The organism is Pseudomonas sp. REST10, from assembly GCF_029542605.1.
GTDB lineage: Bacteria > Pseudomonadota > Gammaproteobacteria > Pseudomonadales > Pseudomonadaceae > Aquipseudomonas > Aquipseudomonas khazarica.
Genome location: NZ_CP035677.1, coordinates 3784035 through 3801055 on the forward strand (window position 1 = coordinate 3784035; position 17021 = coordinate 3801055).

Consider the following 17021-nt stretch of genomic DNA (forward strand, 5'->3'; position numbering starts at 1 on the left):
GCTTCAGCCGGCACGGGGCCGACGAACGGCCAAGGCGACCAAGGGCCTCAAGTCCGGCAGAATCGCACCGACATAAAGCAGGGAGTGATGCCGATGGCATCGATTCGCACCAGGACCGTTCCTTATGGAATAAAAAGTGCCACCAGGCATGATGGCCCTTTGACGGCTAGAACGAGATTGCCAATACTCTCGTCTGACTGACGCTGTAAGCATCGACATAAGGAATTGCCTTTGAAGCTGGAATTGAAAAACAGCTTGTCGCTCAAGTTGCTCCGCGTAGTGCTGCTTTCGGCACTGGTGGTCGGGGTGGTATTGAGCTGCGCGCAGATCGTGTTCGATGCCTACAAGACGCGACAGGCAGTATCCAACGACGCCCAGCGCATCCTCGGCATGTTCCGGGACCCCTCGACCCAGGCGGTGTACAGCCTGGACCGGGAAATGGGCATGCAGGTCATCGAGGGGCTGTTCCAGCACGAGTCGGTGCGCTACGCCGCCATCGGCCATCCCAACGAACCCATGCTCGCCGAGCGCAGCCGGGATCTGGCGCAGATACCGACACGCTGGCTGACCGACCCGATCCTCGGCCAGGAACAGCAGTTCTCCACCAAGCTGGTGGGGCGCGGTCCCTACAGCGAGTACTACGGCGACCTCAACATCACCCTCGACACCGCCGCCTATGGCGAGAGCTTCGTCACCAACTCGGTGATCATCTTCGTCTCCGGCGTGTTACGGGCCATGGCCATGGGCCTGGTGCTCTATCTGGTCTATCACTGGCTGCTGACCAAGCCGCTGTCGAAGATCATCGAGCACCTGACCAACATCAACCCCGACCGCCCCAGCGAACACAAGCTGCCCATGCTCAAGGGCAACGAGCAGAACGAACTGGGGCTGTGGATCAATACCGCCAACCAGTTGCTGGCCTCCATCGAGCGCAATACCCACCTGCGCCGCGAGGCCGAGAACAGCCTGTTGCGCATGGCCCAGTACGACTTCCTCACCGGCCTGCCCAATCGCCAGCAACTGCAGCAGCAACTCGACCAGATCCTCGAAGACGCCGGCCGTCTGCAACGCCGCGTCGCCGTGCTCTGCGTCGGCCTGGACGACTTCAAGGGCATCAACGAGCAATTCAGCTACCAGAGCGGTGACCAGCTGCTGCTCGCCCTCTCCGACCGCCTGCGCAGCCACAGCGGTCGCCTCGGCGCACTGGCGCGCCTGGGCGGTGACCAGTTCGCTCTGGTTCAGGCCGACATCGAACAACCCTACGAGGCCGCCGAGCTGGCGCAGAGCGTGCTCGACGACCTGGAGCTGCCCTTCCTGCTCGACCAGCACGAAGTGCGCCTGCGCGCCACCATCGGCATCACCCTGTTCCCCGAAGACGGCGACAGCACCGAGAAGCTGCTGCAGAAAGCCGAACAGACCATGACCCTGGCCAAGAGCCGCTCGCGCAACCGCTACCAGTTCTACATCGCCAGCGTGGACAGCGAGATGCGTCGCCGTCGCGAGCTGGAGAAGGACCTGCGCGACGCACTGGCGCAGAACCAGCTGCACCTGGTCTACCAGCCGCAGGTGGACTACCGTGACCATCGCGTCGTCGGCGTCGAAGCCCTGCTGCGCTGGCAGCATCCGCAGCACGGGTTCGTCCCGCCCGACCTGTTCATCCCGCTGGCGGAGCAGAACGGCACCATCATCCCCATCGGCGAGTGGATTCTCGATCAGACCTGCCGCCAGCTGCGTGAATGGCACGACCAGGGTTTCAGCGACCTGCGCATGGCGGTCAACCTGTCCACGGTGCAGCTGCACCATGCCGAGCTGCCCCGGGTGGTGAACAACCTGATGCAGGTCTATCGCCTGCCGCCGAAGAGCCTGGAGCTGGAGGTGACCGAGACCGGTCTGATGGAAGACATCAGCACCGCCGCCCAGCACCTGCTGAGCCTGCGCCGCTCCGGCGCGCTGATCGCCATCGACGACTTCGGTACCGGCTACTCCTCGCTGAGCTACCTGAAGAGCCTGCCGCTGGACAAGATCAAGATCGACAAGAGCTTCGTGCAGGACCTGCTGGAAGACGAGGATGACGCCACCATCGTTCGCGCCATCATCCAGCTCGGCAAGAGCCTGGGCATGCAGGTCATCGCCGAGGGCGTGGAAACCGCCGAGCAGGAGGCCTACATCATCGCCCAGGGTTGCCACGAAGGTCAGGGCTACCTGTACAGCAAGCCGCTGCCGGCACGCGACCTGACCCTCTTCCTCAAGCAGGCCAGGCGCCTGAGCTCCGCCGCCACGCTCTGAGCGCGTACAGACCCGCAAACGAAAACGCCGCGCCCCTCTGCAGGGACGCGGCGTTTGCATGTGCGCCAGTCGGTATGCCAGGCGCTACCAGCTCTGCACGCCGAACAACCAGGCCGTCGCCAGCGCGCCGACCAGGCACAGCACGGCGCCAGCCGCTGCCTGCCAGTAGAAGCCACGGGCCAGCTCGTCCTCACCGCTGTTGGAAAGGATGAAGGGCTGGCGCTCTCCGGGCTTGGCCATCTGGTTCTGCGCCGGTTCCGCCGCCTTGAGTCGATGGCGGTCCTCGGCCTCCAGCTGCGCGGCCAGGCGCACGCGGTTCCACTCCTGCTCATCGAGCTGGCCATTGCCATCGCTGTCGAAACGCCGCAGCAGGCCGACGTAGTCGCCCTTCCACTCGCGGATCACCTCGCCCTGCGCCGACTGCATGTCGAAGCCCTGCTGCGCGGCGCCATGCGTGCTGAAGTCGCCGATGGCGTACAGCGGCTGGCCGACGTGGAAGCGCTCCTCGCTGTAGCGGTAACGCTGGCCGCTGCTGAGGAAACCGAGCAGGCCGGTCTTGGCCGGCCCCAGCGGATGGCGCAGGTTGCCCTCCCAGACCTCGCGTACCGCCGCGCGGATCTCCGCACCACGCGGGTCGATCAGGCACTCGCCGGTGCCATCGACCAGGCGCAGCCAGGCATCGCTGGCCCCGCTCTCGACGACCCGCCAGCTGCGCTTGCTGCCACTGGAGCGGTATTCCTCGATACGAAAGCGCCACCACAGGCACGGCTTGCCGGTCAGCGGCCCGCTCAGTTGCATGTCCGGCAGCGCCTCGAGCACACCGTAGAGTTCGACGTAGCCCTGCGCCGCCGAACGAATCTTCGAGGTCGGCGTATCGAGCAGATGACGCGCCTGCGACCAGCGCCGCAGGCACCACCAGGCCCCACCCAGAAAAGCACCGAGGGCGAAGGCCAGCGTTACAAAGAAACCGAAAGGATCACCCTGCATCACCGGCGGATGCTCAACCGAACAGCGATTTCATGTCGACGTCGGCCTTCTCGGCATCGCTGAACACCAGCAGCTCGGCCTCGCGGAAGTTGAACATGCGCGCGACGATCACGTCCGGGAACTGCTCGATGCGCACGTTGTTGAGGTTGACCGCTTCGTTGTACAGCTCGCGGCGGTCGGCGATACCGTTCTCCAGGCCGCTGATGCGCTGCTGCAGGTGCTGGAAGCTGTCGTTGGCCTTGAGCTCGGGGTAGTTCTCGGCCAGGGCGAACAACTGGCCGAGGCCGGCGCGCAAGCCGCTCTCGGCCTTGCCCAGGGCGCTGACATCGTGCTGCTCGCGCGCACTGGCCACGGCACTGCGCGCAGCGATGACGCGCTCCAGCGTGGCGCTTTCGTACTGCATGTACTGCTTGCAGGTCTCGACCAGCTTGGGCAGCTCGTCATGGCGCTGCTTGAGCAGCACGTCGATGTTCGACCAGGCCTTGCTGACGCCATGCTTGAGGCGCACCAGGCCGTTGTACAACGACACCGCGTAGGCACCCAGCAGGACGAGGACAACGATCACGATCACGGTGGTCAGGCTCATGCAGTTTTCTCCATGCAGAACTGCGAATCAGGTGCTGGCATTCTAGCGGCAGCCGCGCCTCTCGACAGCGATATCCTGCACAGCGACGCATAATGGCCTTTACACATAATGCGAAACATTTGCATTATGTCGCAGTTTTTCAGGTACCACCGAGTATCAGGCCCATTTCGTTAACGCAAAGGACCCCGCCATGATTCGTATGCCCCTGGCCTCCGCCAGCCTGCTGGCCATCGCCATTTCCCTCGCTGGCTGCGGCGAAGACAAAGCCCCCGCTCCCCAGGCCGCCGCACCTGCCGCCGCCACCGAGAGCGCGGCCCCTGCGCCTGCCGCGAAGGTCGACGAGGCTGCTGCGAAGGCCGTGGTCAATCATTACGCCGACCTGGCCTTCGCGGTCTTCAGCGACGCCGCCAGCACCGGTAAGGCGCTGCAGAGCGCGGTCGACACCCTGCTCGCCGAGCCCAGCGAAGCCAACCTGAAAGCCGCGCGTGAAGCCTGGCTGGCGGCCCGTGTGCCTTACATGCAGAGCGAAGTGTTCCGCTTCGGCAACCCGGTGGTGGACGAGTGGGAAGGTCAGCTCAACGCCTGGCCGCTGGACGAAGGCCTGATCGACTACGTGGCCGACGACTACCAGCACGCACTGGGCAACCCGGGCGCGCAAGCCAACATCATCGCCAACACCGAGATCCAGGTCGGCGAAGACAAGCTCGACGTCACCGAGATCAACGGTGAGCTGCTGGCCAGCCTGAACGAGCTGGGCGGTTCCGAGGCCAACGTCGCCACCGGTTACCACGCCATCGAATTCCTGCTCTGGGGCCAGGACCTGAACGGCACCAACCCGGGTGCCGGCGAGCGTCCGTACACCGACTACCTGGTTGGCGATGGTGCCACCGGTGGCCACAACGAGCGTCGCCGTGCCTTCCTCAAGGCCGCGACCGATCTGCTGGTCAGCGACCTGAATGACATGGTCGAGCAGTGGAAGGACGGCGTCGAAGGCAACTACCGCAGCGAGCTGGTCGCCGACTCGGGCGAGAACGGCCTGCGCAAGATGCTGTTCGGCATGGGCAGCCTGTCGCTGGGCGAACTGGCCGGCGAGCGCATGAAGGTCGCGCTGGAAGCCAACTCCACCGAAGACGAGCACGACTGCTTCAGCGACAACACGCACAACTCGCACTTCTACAACGGCAAGGGCATTCGCAACGTCTACCTGGGCGAGTACAAGAAGGTCGACGGCAGCACCCTGACCGGCCCGAGCCTGGCCGACCTGGTGGCCAAGGCCGACGCCCAGGCCGACACCACGCTCAAGGCCGACCTGCAGGACACCGAAGCCAAGCTGCAGGCCCTGGTCGACAGCGCCGAGAAGAACAACGTGCACTTCGATCAGCTGATCGCCGCCGACAACGCCGAAGGCCAGCAACTGGTACGCGACGCCATCGCCGCCCTGGTCAAGCAGACCGGCGCCATCGAGCAGGCAGCCGGCAAGCTGGGCATCAGCGACCTGAATCCGGACACCGCCGATCACGAATTCTGATCGACCCTGCCCGTGAAGAACCGGCGTACCCGTGAGGAGCGCCGGTTTTTTTATGCCTGGATGCCGGGAACACAACGGCTCTGCGAGCCCGACCTGGCCTGAACAGGGATCAGCTCAGGCAGGCCTTGCGGTACTCGCCGGGGCTGACGCCATAGACCTGCTTGAACTGCCGCGACAGGTGGCTCTGGTCGGCGAAGCCCAGCTGCGTGGCCACGCCGATCGCGGAGCAACCACTCCTGAGCAGCGCCCGCGCCTGTTCGAGACGCCGCTGCTTGAGCCAGGCATGGGGGGGCAAGCCCGTCGCACGGCGGAACACCCGGGCGAAGTGGAAGGGGGACAGATTGACCGCGGCGGCGAGTTCTTCCAGCGATGGCGGCTCAAGCAACTGCTCGGCGAGCATCTGCTTGGCGCAGGACACCGCCCAGGGTTCGCGCCCCGGCGCGGCCGCCTCGCCGACCCGCCCGTGGTGCTGGAACAACAGCAGAATCGCCTCGCGCCAGGCCAGTTGCTGCTGCAGGGCCTCGGCGCCGTCCTCCAGCAGGCGATGCAGCTGCAGGAAGGCCGTGTGCAGACGCGGGTCATCCAGCACGCTGACGGCGAACGAGGGCATGCCGGACCTGGCCAGCCCGAGTTCCTGCAACGCCCCCAGCACCTGGGCGTTGTCGGGATAGAAGCCACGGTAGCGCCAACCGTCGTCGTGCGCCTTGGAGCCGGTGTGCACCTCGTCCGGGTTGATCAGCACCATGCTGCCCTGCGGCGCCAGGTGGTCGCTGCCACGGTGGCGGAAACGCTGGGCGCCGTGCTCGATCACGGTGAAGACGAACCCCTCGTGCACGTGCGGGGCGAAGCGTTGCTGGAGATAGCGCGCCTGTAGCAGCTCGACGCCACACAGCGCCGAGGCCTGCCAGAAACGGGTCTGCTCGCGACTCTCCATCAGGGCTCAGGCGCCGAAGCGTGCCTCCAGGGCTTCCCGCACGGCCGGCCATTCCAGGTCGGTCATGCTGTAGAGAACGGTATCGTCGAGGCGGCCATCGGCCAGCCGGCGGTGGTTGCGCAGCAGCCCTTCACGCACGGCGCCGAGCTTCTCGATGGCGCGTTGCGAGCGCAGGTTGCTGCCGGCGGTCTTCAACTGCACGCGCACCATGCCCCAGTTGTCGAAGGCATGCCTGAGCATCAGGTACTTGATCGTGCCGTTCAGGCCGGTGCCGTGCTGGCTGCGGTCGAGCCAGGTCCAGCCGATCTCGCAGGCCGGCAGGGTGTTCATGAATTCGGCGAAGCGCGTGGTGCCGACCAGTTCGTCACCGAGACGCACGACGAACGGCAACGCGCGCTGCTCACGCAGATCGGCCAGCGCACTGCGGTACCAGTCCAGGCGCTGAGTGCCGCTCATGTACAGCAGTTCGTCGCGATTGCTTTCGGCCAGCGCCACCAGCGCCGGGATGTCGGCATCGGACAGCGGTTCCAGGCGCAGGGCGCCCCGTTGCAACGTCACCAGTTGCGGCTTGAACATAGGGTCCTTCCTCGGACAGAGTCGCAAACCCGGCACGCTATCAGGCCAATGCCTGCGGCACAATCAAGTCCTGTCGCAAAGTGCGCCGGGCAGCCTGCGACCTTGGTCGCAGCCGACGAACTGCCGCTTTGTGCAACACTGGTCATCATCAGCCTCGCCTCGGGTGCCAGGCTCACCTCATTCCACCCTGCGTTCCGGAGCCTGCATGTCGCTGTCCCCCGGGCTGATCGCCGCGGTCGCCCTACTCTACATGGCCATCCTGTTCTCCATCGCCTTCTATGGAGACCGCCGCAGCACGCCCATGCCGCCGAAGATTCGCGCCTGGGTCTACTCGCTGTCGCTGGCCGTGTACTGCACCAGCTGGACCTTCTTCGGCGCCGTGGGCCAGGCCGCCGAGCAGCTGTGGTCGTTCCTGCCCATCTACCTCGGGCCGATCATCCTCATGCTGAGCATGCCCTGGGTGCTGCAGAAGATGGTGATGATCAGCAAGCAGGAGAACATCACCTCCATCGCCGACTTCATCGCCGCGCGCTACGGCAAGTCGCAGTCGCTGGCCATCGTCGTGGCGCTGATCTGCCTGGTCGGCGTGCTGCCCTACATCGCCCTGCAGCTCAAGGGCATCGTGCTCGGGGTCAACCTGCTGATCGGCGAGCATGCGCTGGACACCGGCACCAGCGCGCAGGACACCGCCCTGATCGTGTCCCTGGTACTGGCCCTGTTCACCATCCTGTTCGGCACGCGCAACCTCGACGTCACCGAACACCACCGGGGCATGGTGCTGGCGATCGCCTTCGAGTCGCTGGTCAAGCTGCTGGCCTTCCTCGCCGTGGGCGCCTTCGTCACCTTCGGCCTGTACAACGGCTTCAACGACCTGCTCGCCCAGGCCCACAGCACCCCCGAGCTGGACAGCTTCTGGAACGAGGCGGTGAACTGGCCGGCCATGCTGGTGCAGACCGGCATGGCGATGATCGCCATCGTCTGCCTGCCACGGCAGTTCCATGTCACCGTGGTCGAGAACATCGAGCCCAAGGACCTGCGCCTGGCACGCTGGGTGTTTCCGGCCTACCTGGTGCTGGCCGTGCTGTTCGTCGTGCCCATCGCCCTGGCCGGGCAGATGCTGCTGCCGGCCGGCGTCACCCCCGACTCCTTCGTCATCAGCCTGCCCCTGGCCGAAGCGCATCCGGGCCTGGCGGTCCTGGCCTTCATCGGCGGCGCTTCGGCCGCCACCGGCATGGTGATCGTCGCCTCGGTGGCGCTGTCGACCATGATCTCCAACGACATGCTGCTGCCCTGGCTGCTGCGCCGGCAGAGCACCGAGCGCCCGTTCGAGGCCTTCCGCCACTGGATGCTCACTGCCCGCAGGGTCAGCATCGTGCTGATCCTGCTGCTGGCCTACGTCTGCTATCGCCTGCTCGGTGAAGGCACCAGCCTGGCCACCATCGGCCAGGTGTCCTTCGCCGCCATCGGCCAGCTCGCGCCGGCCATGTTCGGCGCCCTGGTGTGGAAACAGGCCAACCGTCGCGGCGTCTTCGCCGGCCTGATCGTCGGCGCGCTGCTGTGGTTCTACACCCTGGTGCTGCCGTTGGCCGCCCGTGGCATGGGCTGGTCGCTGCACGGTTTCCCCGGGCTGACCACTCTGCTGTACGCCCCCATCGGCCTGCACGTCGACCCGCTGACCCGTGGCGTGGTGCTGTCGCTGGCCGGCAACATGCTGCTGTTCGCCTGGGTCTCCTGGTTCTCCCGCACGCGCGTTTCCGAGCACTGGCAAGCCGGTCGTTTCATCGGCCATGACCTGGGCACCAAGCCGAGCGGGCGCAGCCTGCTGGCCGTGCAGGTAGCGGACCTGCTGATGCTGTCCAGCCGCTTCGTCGGCGAAGAGCGGGCGCGGCAGAGCTTCACCCGCTTCGCCCTGCGCCAGGGCAAAGGCAAGGACTTCGATCCCAACCAGCCGGCCAACAGCGAATGGATCGCGCATACCGAGCGCCTGCTCGCCGGGGTCCTGGGGGCCTCCTCGACCCGCGCCGTGGTCAAGGCCGCGATCGAAGGCCGGGAAATGCAGGTCGAGGACGTGGTGCGCATCGTCGACGAGGCCAGCGAGGTGCTGCAGTTCAACCGCGCCCTGCTGCAGGGGGCGATCGAGAACATCACCCAGGGCATCAGCGTGGTCGACCAGAACCTGCGCCTGGTGGCCTGGAACCATCGCTACCTGGAACTGTTCGAGTACCCCGAAGGGCTGATCTACGTCGGCCGACCGATTGCCGAGATCATCCGCTTCAACGCCCAGCGCGGCATGCTCGGCGGCGGCGATGTCGAGGAGAACGTGGCCAAGCGCCTGTACTGGATGCGCCAGGGCACCGCGCACAGCTACGAACGGGTGTTCCCCAACGGCCGGGTGATCGAGCTGATCGGCAACCCCATGCCCGGCGGCGGCTTCGTCATGAGCTTCACCGACATCACCGAATTCCGCGAAGCCGAGCGCGCCCTCAAGGATGCCAACGAGAGCCTGGAGCGGCGTGTCGCCGAACGTACCCACGAGCTGTCGAAACTGAACCAGGCGCTGACCGAGGCCAAGGCGCACGCCGAGGCCGCCAACCAGTCGAAGACGCGCTTCCTCGCGGCGGTCAGCCATGACCTGATGCAGCCGCTGAATGCCGCGCGCCTGTTCTCCGCGGCGCTGGCCCACCAGGACGATGCACTGCCTGGCGAGGCCCAGGAGCTGGTCAGGCACCTGGACAGCTCGCTGCGCTCGGCCGAGGACCTGATCACCGACCTGCTGGACATCTCGCGCCTGGAGAACGGCCGCATCACCCCGGATCGCCATCCGTTCGCCCTCTCCAACCTGTTCGATACCCTCGCCGCCGAATTCGGCGTACTGGCCGCGGAACAGGGCATCGACCTGCGCGTGCACGGTAGTCGCGAATGGGTCGACAGCGACATCAAGCTGCTGCGCCGGGTACTGCAGAACTTCCTCACCAACGCTTTCCGCTACGCCAAGGGCCGTGTCGTGCTCGGCGTGCGCCGCGAGGGTGGGCAGCTGCGCCTGGAGGTCTGGGACCGGGGCGCGGGGATTCCCGAGGACAAGCGCAAGGTGATCTTCGAGGAGTTCAAGCGCCTGGACAGCCACCAGACGCGCGCCGAGAAAGGCCTGGGCCTGGGCCTGGCGATTGCCGACGGGCTCTGCCGGGTGCTATCACACCGCCTCGAAGTGCGCTCCTGGCCGGGCAAGGGCAGCGTGTTCAGCGTCAGCGTGCCACTGGCCAGAAAACCCGCAGCGAAGCCCCAGGGCCCCGCCGTGTCCGCGGCGGACGGCCAGCCGCTGCAGGGCATCCAGGTGATCTGCATCGACAACGAGGACAGCATCCTCACCGGCATGTACAGCCTGCTGTCGCGCTGGGGCTGCCAGGTGTGGACGGCGCGCAACCGCCTGGAGTGCGAGCACCTGCTCAGCGAGGAAGTGCATCCGCAGCTGGCCCTGGTCGACTACCACCTGGACGAGGGAGAGACCGGCACCGAACTGATGGCCTGGCTGCGCACCCGCCTGGGCGAGCCGGTGCCCGGCGTGGTGATCAGTGCCGACGGCCGCCCCGAGCTGGTCGCCGCCGTGCATGCCGCGGGCCTCGACTACCTGCCCAAGCCGGTCAAGCCCGCCGCCCTGCGCGCCCTGCTCAGCCGTCATCTGGTCCTGCGCGGCTGATCGGGCGGGCGGCGGACGACTAGCTGCGCTGCAGGAAGCCCTGCAGCAGCTGATGCACGCGCTCGCTGAGTTCGCGGTTGGCGGCCACCGGCAGACCACGCGCCAGCTCGGCCTCGACCACCTGCTCGACGAGCGGACGCAGCTGCAGCAGCTGGGCGCTGAGGCCCTCGAGCTGGTCGGCATGCGGCAGCGAGGTCTGCAACAGCGGGTTGACCAGATGACCGGCGATCATCTGCACGATGCCGGTGGAGACCTGCTCGACATGCCGCCGGATCGACTCCAGCTCATCGAGCAGCGCCGGCAGGGGAATGCCGGCGCGATACAGCTGCACCCCGGCCGAGAACAATCGCGGGCTCGGCACGCTGAGGTGATCGCCGGCGAACTGCAGCAGGCCCATGGCCTGCGCCCGCTCGATCAGCGCGTCATCCAGGTCGTCAGCGAAGATCGCCTGCAACTCGGCGAACTCCAGCCGCCCCGGCTGCTCCGGTTCCCCTGGGCCACGGATGGCCTGCTCGAGCCCCAGCACGTGGGCCAGATCGCGCCCCTGGGACCAGGCGTCGAACAGCTCGCGAATGCTGGCGATGCTGTAGCCGCGCTCCAGCAACTGGCCGATCAGGCGCAGCCGCGCCAGGTGCTCGCCACTGTAGATGCCGACACGCCCACGCCGCTCCGGCGGCGACAGCAGCCCGCGATCCTGATAGGCGCGCACGTTGCGCACGGTGGTCTGCGCGGCCTGGGCCAGCTCGTCGACCGTGTATTCGGCGACGACCGCCGCCGACGCAGGCGCGGCGCTGCCGAGCAGGCGCTGAAAGAACAGGGAAACCTCAGTCATGCGCCGATCATAGTCTGGCGCCGAGGCCGTCGCCAACCGTTGCCGGCGCCCCAACCAAGGGCTGGACTTGCTCACCATTGCCCCGCCCGAAAACCGCCGTTGCTGGCGCTGTCCCCCGTTGCAGAGCGCTTCGACACACGCCGGTAACGCCGTAACGCTTGCGCTCGAACGCTGGCGCAACGACTAGGCAAAGGCCACCTGGCGCTCAACAATGACAGTTACATCAAACAATGTAATCGTCATTACCCGGAGCCTGCCATGTTCCCGTTCATCCTGCTCGTCGGTCCTAGCCGATGAACGCGCCCCTGCAACGCCACGACCTGCCGCCGCAGCAACTGGACGTTCACAGCGACGGCCTGCGCCTGCGCATTTACATCTGGGACAAGGCCGATGCCCCGACCCTGCTGCTGGTGCATGGCTATCCGGACAACCACGAGGTCTGGCTGCCGCTGATCCGCGAGTTGGCCAACGACTACCGCATCGTCGCCTACGACGTGCGTGGCTGCGGCGCGTCGCAGGTGCCGCGACGGGTGCAGGACTACCGCCTGCCACAGCTGGCGCGCGACCTCGAAGCGGTCATCCACGCCACCAGCGCAGGTCGCCGGGTGCACCTGGTCGCCCACGACTGGGGCTCGATCCAGAGCTGGGAGGCGGTGACCGAACCGCGCATCCAGCCGCTGCTGGCGTCCTACACCAGCCTCTCCGGACCGTGCCTCGACCATGTCGGCCACTGGCTGCGCGAACGCTTGAGCCTGCGCCGCCCCAGGGCGCTGCTGCAGGCACTGGGTCAGCTGCTCAGCTCCTGGTACATCGCCTTCTTCCACACCCCGCTGCTGCCGGAGCTGTGCTGGCGCCTGGGTCTGGATCGCGCCTGGCCCTGGTTGCTGAGCCGCCTGGAGGGCGTCAGCGAGCTGCCCCCCAGCAGCACGCAACGCGCCGACGGCATGCGCGGCGTGCAGCTGTATCGCGCCAACTTCATCCGCAGCCTGCTGCATCCGCGTACGCGCAGTACCCGTGTGCCCCTGCAGCTGATCGTGGCGCTGAACGACCGCTTCGTGCGCCCGCAGCTGTTCGACGACCTGCAGCACTGGGCGCCGTTGCTGACGCGCCGCGAAGTGCGCGCCGGCCACTGGCAGCTGCTGGCCAAACCGGCCAGGCTGGCCGGCTGGCTGCGCGATTACGTCAACGAACTGGAACGAGCGCAACCATGAACCCAGGCAAGCAACCCGCCCTGCAACAGCGCAAGGTACGCTTCGATTTCAGCGACACGCCCCTGCACTGGGTGCCGAACGAGCCGGAGGCCTCGCACATCATGAACGGCCTGCACCTGTTGCTGCCGGCCGGCGAGTTCTGGTTCTGCAAGGTGTACAACAAGGCCCTGCCGCAGGTCAGCGACCCCGGGCTGCGCGAGGACGTGCGCGGGTTCGTGCTGCAGGAGGCGCAGCACGCCCGTGCCCACGGCAGCGCGCTGACCCCTTACCTGCGCCGCCACGGCATCGATCCGCGCCCCTTCACACGCAAGGTCGACTGGCTGTTCGACAAGCTGCTGTGCGACTACCCCCTGGGAGAAAACCGCCTGAGCCGGCGTCTGCAGGCCTGGTGGTTGCGCCAGCGCGTCGGCCTGATCGCGGCGGTGGAACACTTCACCTGCGTGCTGGGAGACTGGGTGGTCAACAGCCGTGGGCTCGATCACGCCGACCCGGTGATGCTCGACCTGCTGCGCTGGCACGGCGCCGAGGAAGTGGAACACCGCTGCGTCGCCCACGACCTGCACGTCCACCTGGGCGGCAGCCTGGCGATGCGCTGGCTGTTCATGCTGATCGCCTCTCCGGCGCTGCTCTACCTGTTCAGCGATGCGATGAAGGTGATGATGCGCCAGGACCCGGCCACGCGTTATCGCCCGGGGTTCCTGCGCATGTGGCACGACCTGGGCAAGCGCGGCCTGCTGCCGAGCACCGCCAGCGTCGGACGTTCCGTGCTGCGCTACTTCGATCCGCGCTTTCACCCGCGCATCGAGGGCGACCTGCAGGCCGCGCTGGACTATCTGGCCAGCTCGCCGGCGGCCCTGCGCGCAGCTGCGGAGAAAGGCGCCGCGTGAACGCCTGGGCAGTGCAAGTGCAACGGTGCGGCGGCCTGGATCAGCGCCGAACGCCGCTCACTCGCCCAGCTCATCCAGCGCCGGCAGATCGGCGGAACGCTCGAGCAGTTCGCCCGGCAGGCTCTTGCTGGCGCGTGCGCCCAGCAGCTTGAGGTTCTCCACCCGGCCAACCAGGTTGCCACGCCCTTCGACCAGCTTGTTGCGGGCGCTGGCATAGGCCTTGTCCAGCTGCTGGAGGCGGCTGCCCATCTCGTCCAGGTCGGCGACGAAGGCCACGAACTTGTCGTACAGCTGGCCGGCGCGCTCGGCGATCTCGCGGGCGTTCTGGCCCTGGCGCTCCTGGCGCCAGAGGCTGTCGATGACCCGCAGGGTGGCCAGCAGGGTGGTCGGACTGACGATCACCACCTGTTGCTCGAACGCCTCCTGGAACAGGTCCGGCTCGGCCTGCAAAGCAGCCGCGAAGGCCGCCTCGATCGGCACGAAGAGCAGGACGAAGTCCAGGCTGTGCAGGCCTTCGAGACGCTGGTAGTCCTTGCCGGAAAGGCCCTTCAGGTGACTGCGCAAAGAGACGAGATGCTGCTTGAGCGCCTGCTGGCGTACCGCCTCGTCAGCGGCTGCGACATAGTGCTGGTAGGCGCTGAGGCTGACCTTGGCATCGACCACCACCTGCCTGTCGCCCGGCAGGCGAATCAGCACATCGGGCTGGAAACGCTCTCCACCGGCGCCCTTCAGGCTGACCTGGGTCTGGTACTCGCGGCCCTTCTCCAGGCCGGCATGCTCCAGCACACGTTCGAGCACCAGCTCGCCCCAGTTGCCCTGGGTCTTCTGCCCTTTCAGCGCTCGCGTCAGGTTGGTCGCCTCGTCGCCCAGGCGCTGGTTGAGCTGCTGCAGGCGCTCCAGCTCCTTGCCCAGGGAGAAGCGCTCGCGCGCCTCCTGCTGATAGCTCTCATCGACACGCTTCTCGAACGCCTGGATGCGCTCCTTGAGCGGATCGAGCAACTGCCCGAGGCGTTGCTGGCTGGTCTCGGCAAAGCGCTGCTCACGCTCGTCAAAGATCGCCGTGGCCAGCTCGGCGAACTGCGCGCGCAGCTCGTTGCGTGCCCCCTGCAGGTCATCGAGCCGCTGCTGCTGGTTGTCGCGATTCTCCTGCAGCTCGGCGGCCAGCGCCGCGCACTCGGCGGTCAGCCGGCGCAGTTCGGCTTCGTTGCGCTCACGTTGCTGGTTCCAGGATTGTGCGGCCTCGCGCGAGATCTGCCGCTCCTGCTGCAGCAACTCGTTCTCGCGACGCAGGCCAGCCAGTTCGGTCTGCTGATCGACCTTGATCTCACTGACCTCGGCCAGCTCGGCCCGGCAGGCATCGAGCTGCGCGAGCACACCGGCCTGGCCGAGTTGTGCGTGTTCCAGGCGTTCCTGCAACAGCGCCTGTTCGCTCTGTTCGCGGGCCAGCCGGCGTTGCAGTGACCAGATGCCGGCCAGGAGCGGCACCAGCGCCGCGACGGCACCGATGGCAAGAGAGAGGGGATCGATTGGCATAGACGCTCCATGTTTGACCGCCGAGCAGTATACCCAGCGGACGATTCACACGGGGCCAGTACGCGGTCAGCGCGACAGACGCTGCAGTTCCTGCTGGGCACCGCGATCACCCGCGCGGGCGGCCTGGCGCAGCAGCTCGTAGCCGATGCGGCGGTCACGGGTGTTGCCGCAGTCACGGCAGAGCAGCTGACCCAGGCGACTCTGCGCCTGCACGCAGCCTTTGCGAGCAGGCTGCTTGAGCAGGTTGCCGGCGATGCGCTTGACGCTGGGCGTCTTGCCCAGACGCGGATTGTCGAGCAGCCACAGCGCGACGCGCATGGGCAGACGAGAAGAGCTTGGACGGGCTGCGGAGGATGACGACGGTAAAGCGCGAGGCATAAGAAAAACGGGGGTAACTGCCGGGGCGCGCCACTCTACTCCTTTTTTTGCCAAGGTAAAGTCCCGTCAGGCGATTGTTTCGGGCGACTCCGCCAGCCCCGCCACACAATCCACAGAACCTGTGGATAACTCCGTGCACAACTTGGGCGAAAGCGCCGTCAGGCCCGATGCCATGGGCGCTCCGGTCAAACTGACGATTTTTTCACCAATGAAAAAAATGCATATTTTTCATTGACTTAAAAATCAACTACGAAAAATCAAACGTTTAGCGGCGGTTCTGACAGTGAGATGACAGGCTGCCTCAGCATTGTGCACAACTCCGTGCGACATATCCGCGCAGCGCTCTGTTTCGGGGCATCGCCAGCGCTGCGGCAGCATTCATGCGGGGTGTGGCAACTGCCCTTGCACCAGAAACTGCTCCCAGCGAAACAGTCGCGGCTGTCCGGGAACCTGAGCGGGCTTGAACGCCACGTAGTCGCCCGTGGTTTCGCACAACCAGGCCGTGAGATTGCGTGGCCGTTTCTCGGCGAACGCCTGCGGCACATAGAGCGCGACATTGCTGCCACCTGCGGGGCAACGCGCCGAGCGGTACTCGAACGCCTGGATGTCCGCCGCGCGCATCGCCGCGCCCAGCCGCTGGGCGACGCTGTAGTCGCTGGGATGCGCGAGCTGCGCGGCATGCGCATCGAAGGGCGGCAACTGCAACTGGATACCGCGCTCGACGCGATAACGCGCCTCGAAGGTCGAGTGCTCGGAGAGGATGCGCCCACTGGGCGGCGGGCTGAACATGCCGTTCCACAGCACGAAACGGTAGTACGCCGCCTCGGCCATCGCCGTCTGCAGATGCTGCGCGGCGTAGAACAGACTCGGCTCGTGCACCGTGCCGAAGCGCGAGCCCCAGCGCAGCGGTGGATAACGGAACGGCGTCTTGAGCAGATAGTGCAGCGGCTCGGCAGCCTCGGGCAGCGGCGGCTTGCTGTTCTCCAGCAGGTCTTCGAGCAGCGCCTGCTCCGCCAGGTTGTCCACCAGTTGCGAGGTGGCCACCTGCGCCTGGCTTTCCACCATGCGCAGCAGCTTGCCGCGTAGCGGGCGAACCTGCCGTTCGCCCGCGCATTGTTGCCAGATGTCCATGGCGATCACTCCCGAGAGTAGAGCCTGTACTCGACGCGGCACGGCCGGCGCGCAGCAGGCTGCGAGTGGCGGCTCAGACCTTGCCGCGAATGGCGTCCAGGTACTCGACGACACGCACCAGGCCCTGTACCTGCCCCATCTGTTGCAGTGGCACGCCAGCCAGATGACGGTTCTCGGTACGCAGGAAGTGCCGCATGTCCTGCAGGTTGCCGCCAAACAGGGCGAACAACGCACGGTAGGCGCGGATCAGCAACAACGCCAGCTCACCGGTCTTGCTCTGCGGACGCAAGCCACCCTGCTCCCCCCAGCGACTGATGGCGCTGCGGTGCACACCGACGATATCGGCCAGCTCCTGCTGGGTCAGGCCCAGCTGCTCACGGGTATTGAGCAACGCCTTGGCCAGCACCGCATCGGCATCAGGCTGGCTGCGAATCAATGCACTCATCACATCCTCCCTT

15 protein-coding genes are annotated in these 17021 nt (G+C 66.4%); 6 read left to right on the plus strand and 9 right to left on the minus strand.

The window, feature by feature from the left end; translation table 11 throughout:
• Nucleotides 1-231: 231 nt before the first annotated feature.
• Entirely contained in the window at nucleotides 232-2286 is a 2055-nt protein-coding gene (locus EWH21_RS17820; RefSeq protein ID WP_037049246.1) for a GGDEF domain-containing phosphodiesterase, read from the plus strand.
• An 84-nt stretch (nucleotides 2287-2370) separates the two neighbouring features.
• Here the strand turns inward: EWH21_RS17820 and EWH21_RS17825 are convergent, their stop codons facing one another.
• Together EWH21_RS17825 and EWH21_RS17830 are read right to left on the minus strand one after the other, a co-directional pair.
• Entirely contained in the window at nucleotides 2371-3276 is a 906-nt protein-coding gene (locus tag EWH21_RS17825; RefSeq protein WP_277698963.1) for a GIDE domain-containing protein, read from the minus strand.
• A 10-nt stretch (nucleotides 3277-3286) separates the two neighbouring features.
• Complete coding sequence (locus EWH21_RS17830) at nucleotides 3287-3859, minus strand: LemA family protein (protein WP_037049251.1); 573 nt, start codon at nucleotides 3857-3859, stop codon at nucleotides 3287-3289.
• A gap of 190 nt (nucleotides 3860-4049) precedes the next feature.
• On the opposite strand from EWH21_RS17830, the gene EWH21_RS17835 reads away from it, so the two are divergent.
• Entirely contained in the window at nucleotides 4050-5387 is a 1338-nt protein-coding gene (locus EWH21_RS17835) for an imelysin family protein (RefSeq protein ID WP_277698964.1), read from the plus strand.
• Nucleotides 5388-5496: 109 nt separating this feature from the next.
• On the opposite strand, the gene EWH21_RS17840 is transcribed toward EWH21_RS17835, so the two are convergent.
• Both EWH21_RS17840 and EWH21_RS17845 read right to left on the minus strand, forming a co-directional pair.
• Complete coding sequence (locus EWH21_RS17840; protein WP_150606047.1) at nucleotides 5497-6321, minus strand: AraC family transcriptional regulator; 825 nt, start codon at nucleotides 6319-6321, stop codon at nucleotides 5497-5499.
• Nucleotides 6322-6327: 6 nt separating this feature from the next.
• Complete coding sequence (locus EWH21_RS17845) at nucleotides 6328-6897, minus strand: GNAT family protein (protein ID WP_152489368.1); 570 nt, start codon at nucleotides 6895-6897, stop codon at nucleotides 6328-6330.
• 205 nt (nucleotides 6898-7102) lie between these two features.
• Here EWH21_RS17845 and EWH21_RS17850 point away from each other — a divergent pair, with 205 nt between their 5' ends.
• Nucleotides 7103-10591, plus strand: a complete 3489-nt coding sequence (locus EWH21_RS17850) for a PAS domain-containing hybrid sensor histidine kinase/response regulator (RefSeq protein ID WP_277698965.1) — start codon at nucleotides 7103-7105, stop codon at nucleotides 10589-10591.
• A 19-nt stretch (nucleotides 10592-10610) separates the two neighbouring features.
• On the opposite strand, the gene EWH21_RS17855 is transcribed toward EWH21_RS17850, so the two are convergent.
• Entirely contained in the window at nucleotides 10611-11423 is an 813-nt protein-coding gene (locus tag EWH21_RS17855; RefSeq protein ID WP_037049265.1) for a MerR family transcriptional regulator, read from the minus strand.
• 293 nt (nucleotides 11424-11716) lie between these two features.
• Here EWH21_RS17855 and EWH21_RS17860 point away from each other — a divergent pair, with 293 nt between their 5' ends.
• Together EWH21_RS17860 and EWH21_RS17865 are read left to right on the plus strand one after the other, a co-directional pair.
• Entirely contained in the window at nucleotides 11717-12634 is a 918-nt protein-coding gene (locus EWH21_RS17860) for an alpha/beta fold hydrolase (RefSeq protein WP_277698966.1), read from the plus strand.
• Nucleotides 12631-13521 carry a metal-dependent hydrolase gene (locus EWH21_RS17865; protein ID WP_277698967.1) on the plus strand — a complete coding sequence of 297 codons (891 nt, stop codon included), beginning with the start codon at nucleotides 12631-12633 and terminating at the stop codon, nucleotides 13519-13521. The genes EWH21_RS17860 and EWH21_RS17865 overlap by 4 nt, the downstream gene beginning before the upstream one ends.
• Nucleotides 13522-13578: 57 nt before the next feature.
• Here EWH21_RS17865 and rmuC read toward each other — a convergent pair whose 3' ends face one another.
• Nucleotides 13579-14940: a DNA recombination protein RmuC gene (gene rmuC / locus EWH21_RS17870; protein WP_167494366.1), complete on the minus strand. Its 1362-nt coding sequence runs from the start codon at nucleotides 14938-14940 to the stop codon at nucleotides 13579-13581.
• A 180-nt stretch (nucleotides 14941-15120) separates the two neighbouring features.
• Entirely contained in the window at nucleotides 15121-15372 is a 252-nt protein-coding gene (locus EWH21_RS17875) for a hypothetical protein (RefSeq protein WP_037049286.1), read from the minus strand.
• Between EWH21_RS17875 and EWH21_RS17880 the strand changes: the two genes are divergently transcribed.
• Nucleotides 15371-15667 (plus strand): hypothetical protein, encoded by a 297-nt coding sequence (locus EWH21_RS17880; protein WP_152489372.1) that lies wholly within the window; start codon nucleotides 15371-15373, stop codon nucleotides 15665-15667. The two genes, EWH21_RS17875 and EWH21_RS17880, sit on opposite strands and share 2 nt — an antisense overlap.
• A gap of 143 nt (nucleotides 15668-15810) precedes the next feature.
• Here EWH21_RS17880 and EWH21_RS17885 read toward each other — a convergent pair whose 3' ends face one another.
• The gene (locus tag EWH21_RS17885) at nucleotides 15811-16563 is read right to left on the minus strand and encodes an RES family NAD+ phosphorylase (protein ID WP_277698968.1); all 753 of its coding nucleotides are present in this window, start codon (nucleotides 16561-16563) and stop codon (nucleotides 15811-15813) included.
• 73 nt (nucleotides 16564-16636) lie between these two features.
• Entirely contained in the window at nucleotides 16637-17008 is a 372-nt protein-coding gene (locus EWH21_RS17890; RefSeq protein ID WP_037049292.1) for an XRE family transcriptional regulator, read from the minus strand.
• Between the last annotated feature and the right edge of the window lie 13 nt (nucleotides 17009-17021).